Annotated in this window: 2 protein-coding genes and 1 pseudogene; all 3 read right to left on the reverse strand. The window is 72.6% G+C overall.

The window, feature by feature from the left end; translation table 11 throughout:
• A pseudogene (locus tag ACTIR_RS21800) lies at positions 1 to 326 on the reverse strand (alpha-(1-2)-phosphatidylinositol mannosyltransferase); the annotation flags it as partial.
• Between the two features lie 47 nt (positions 327 to 373).
• Positions 374 to 1447, reverse strand: a complete 1074-nt coding sequence (locus ACTIR_RS0105000) for a C40 family peptidase (RefSeq protein ID WP_026453455.1) — start codon at positions 1445 to 1447, stop codon at positions 374 to 376.
• Positions 1448 to 1952: 505 nt separating this feature from the next.
• Positions 1953 to 2361 (reverse strand): M15 family metallopeptidase (locus ACTIR_RS0105005; protein WP_233345825.1); only part of this gene is annotated, 409 nt, incomplete at its 5' end.

Consider the following 2361-nt stretch of genomic DNA (forward strand, 5'->3'; position numbering starts at 1 on the left):
GCGCCCGCCTCCCGCAGCGGCGCCCCGAGCAGCGCCAACGGCGCGGCGGCCCCGAACCACACCGTGTCGCAGCCACGGGAGCGCACGAGCTGCCGTGCCCGGCGCAGCACGTCCGGGGTGGGCAGCATGAGCGAGGTGGGGTGCCGCACGACCTCGAACGGGGCCGCGGCGTCGAACTCCCGGTCCGAGCCGGTGGCCCGCTCCCAGGCGGGGGCGTAGACCACCAGCTCGTCGGCGGGCAGGCGGGTGACCAACGAGTTCAGATAGGACTGGATGCCGCCGGGCCGGGGCGGGAAGTCGTTGGTCACCAGCAGCGTTCGGCGCATACCGGCAGACTATCCCGTCCCGGCCCGGGGCGGCGGTGCCACGGGCGTCAGGCGACCCGGCGTGCGCCGCTGAACTGGTCCTGCAACGGACCCACCTTGACCACGTCACCGGTGGTGGGCGCGTGCACCATCTGGCCGTTGCCGATGTAGATGCCGACGTGCGAGACCGGCGAGTAGAAGAACACCAGGTCACCCGGCTGCAGCTGGGACCGGGACACCGGCGTGCCGTACTGCGACTGCGACCGGCTGGTCCGGGGGATGCTGACACCCGCCTGGTTGTAGGCCCACTGGGTCAGCCCCGAACAGTCGAACTCGCTCGGGCCCGTGGCGCCCCACACGTACGGGCTGCCCCGCTTGCCCATCGCCGCGTCGATCGCGACCTGCGCGGCGGGGCCGGGAGCCTGGATCGGGCCGGGGTCCGGGCCGATGTCCTGCTGCGCGGCGACGTCGGAGCTGCTGAGCAGGCTCGCCTGCTGCTCAAGCTCGGCGATCTGGTCGTCGAGCTCCTTCTTCCGCGCCTCCAGGTCGGCGGCGATCCGTTCGGCCTTGTCCCGGGCCTTCTCGGCCTGCTCGCGGGCCTCGGCCGCCTGGTTCTTCGCGTCCTCGGCGCGCTGGACGGCGTCCCGCAGGCGGCTCAGCGCCCGGTTCTTGTCCGTGGCCAGCACGCCGATCGCCGAGGACCGTTCGAGGAAGCCCTCCGCGGAGTCCTCGGTGATCAGGGCCGACATCCGGTTGAGCGAGTTGCCGCTGGTGAACGTCGTGCCCGCGAACCGGTCGACATCGACCCGGTACCGTTCCTCGTCGGCACGCGCCTGCTTCTCGGCCTCCTCGGCCTCGGTCAGGCGGGTGCTCAACTCGTCGAGTTCGTCCTGTTTGGCCTTCAGATCCTCCTGCGCCTGGAGGTACTTCTCGTTCAGCTTCTCGGCCTTGCTGGACAGCTCGCGGTACTCCTCGAGTTCCTCGGAACCGCTCGGGGGCTGTTGCAGAGGCTGCTGAACGGGTTGCTGGGGGGCGGGGACGGGTAACGCGGTGGCCGGTGCCTGGGCGAAGGTGACGCCCGCGAGGACGGCGCAGACCGCCAGGGTTCCCGGAGCCAGTCGTTTCACGGGATGCGACCGCACGTCGCGTGTGTCTCCTTTGCTCTCCGGCCGCCGACCGGGCACACGATCCGCGCCGGAGGTCGGGGGCCCTCCGCCGCGCGTTCTCCGCCGGCACCGGACACGGTGGTACCGCGCCGGCGGGCTCGGCGGCCGCGCGCCGGGACGGTGGTGTCCGGCTCTCGGTGGGTGTGTCCGGCGCAGCTCCCCGACAAGCTGGCTCGGCGGCGACCCCGCGTCGCCGACGCTGGTGGAACGGCTGCCTGACGCGAGATCTCGGCCAGATTACGAAAGCACCGCGATGCCGTCCACCAACTGAGCGAAGGGAATCGACGACCGTGCGTTGAGCGGTACGCCGACCTGCGGTTCACCTGATCGTGTGACACACACGACACGCCGCCCACATCAGCCGGGGAACCGTTCACCTGATCGTCGGGACCGCTCACCGAACGGCGGCACGGTGCACGTCCGCCGGGTGGTGTGGTCCACGCCCCGCCCGGGACCCCGGACGGCGGTGGCGGTCCCGGGCTCAGCCCGTGTACTCCCAGTGCCACGGCTCCTCGCGCCCCCCGCCCTGGCGGGCCCAGGCCGGGTGGACCCACCCGAGCGCGGGCGCGTTCGCCCGCATCCAGCGGTGCGCCGGGGTGCCGAACGACTCGACCCCGCCGCAGAGGTCCACCGCCAGGCCCCAGCCGTGGTTGCTGGTGCCGGGCACCGCGGCCAGGGCCGGTTTACGCCGGTACAGGTCGACCTGGGCGTCGAACGTCCGGTACGAGTCGGTCACACAGAGCGGCTCACCGAACCGGCGGGCGAACCGCTCCGACAGCGCCCGGTAGGCCTGCGCGGCGTCACAGCGCAACACGTGCCCCTCCGGACCGAACGGACACAGCGCGGCGCCCGGGATCATCCCGTTCGGGTAGCCGCCCCACGGCCCGGCC

The organism is Saccharomonospora iraqiensis subsp. iraqiensis (genome assembly GCF_000430445.1).
Taxonomy (GTDB): Bacteria; Actinomycetota; Actinomycetes; order Mycobacteriales; family Pseudonocardiaceae; genus Saccharomonospora; species Saccharomonospora iraqiensis.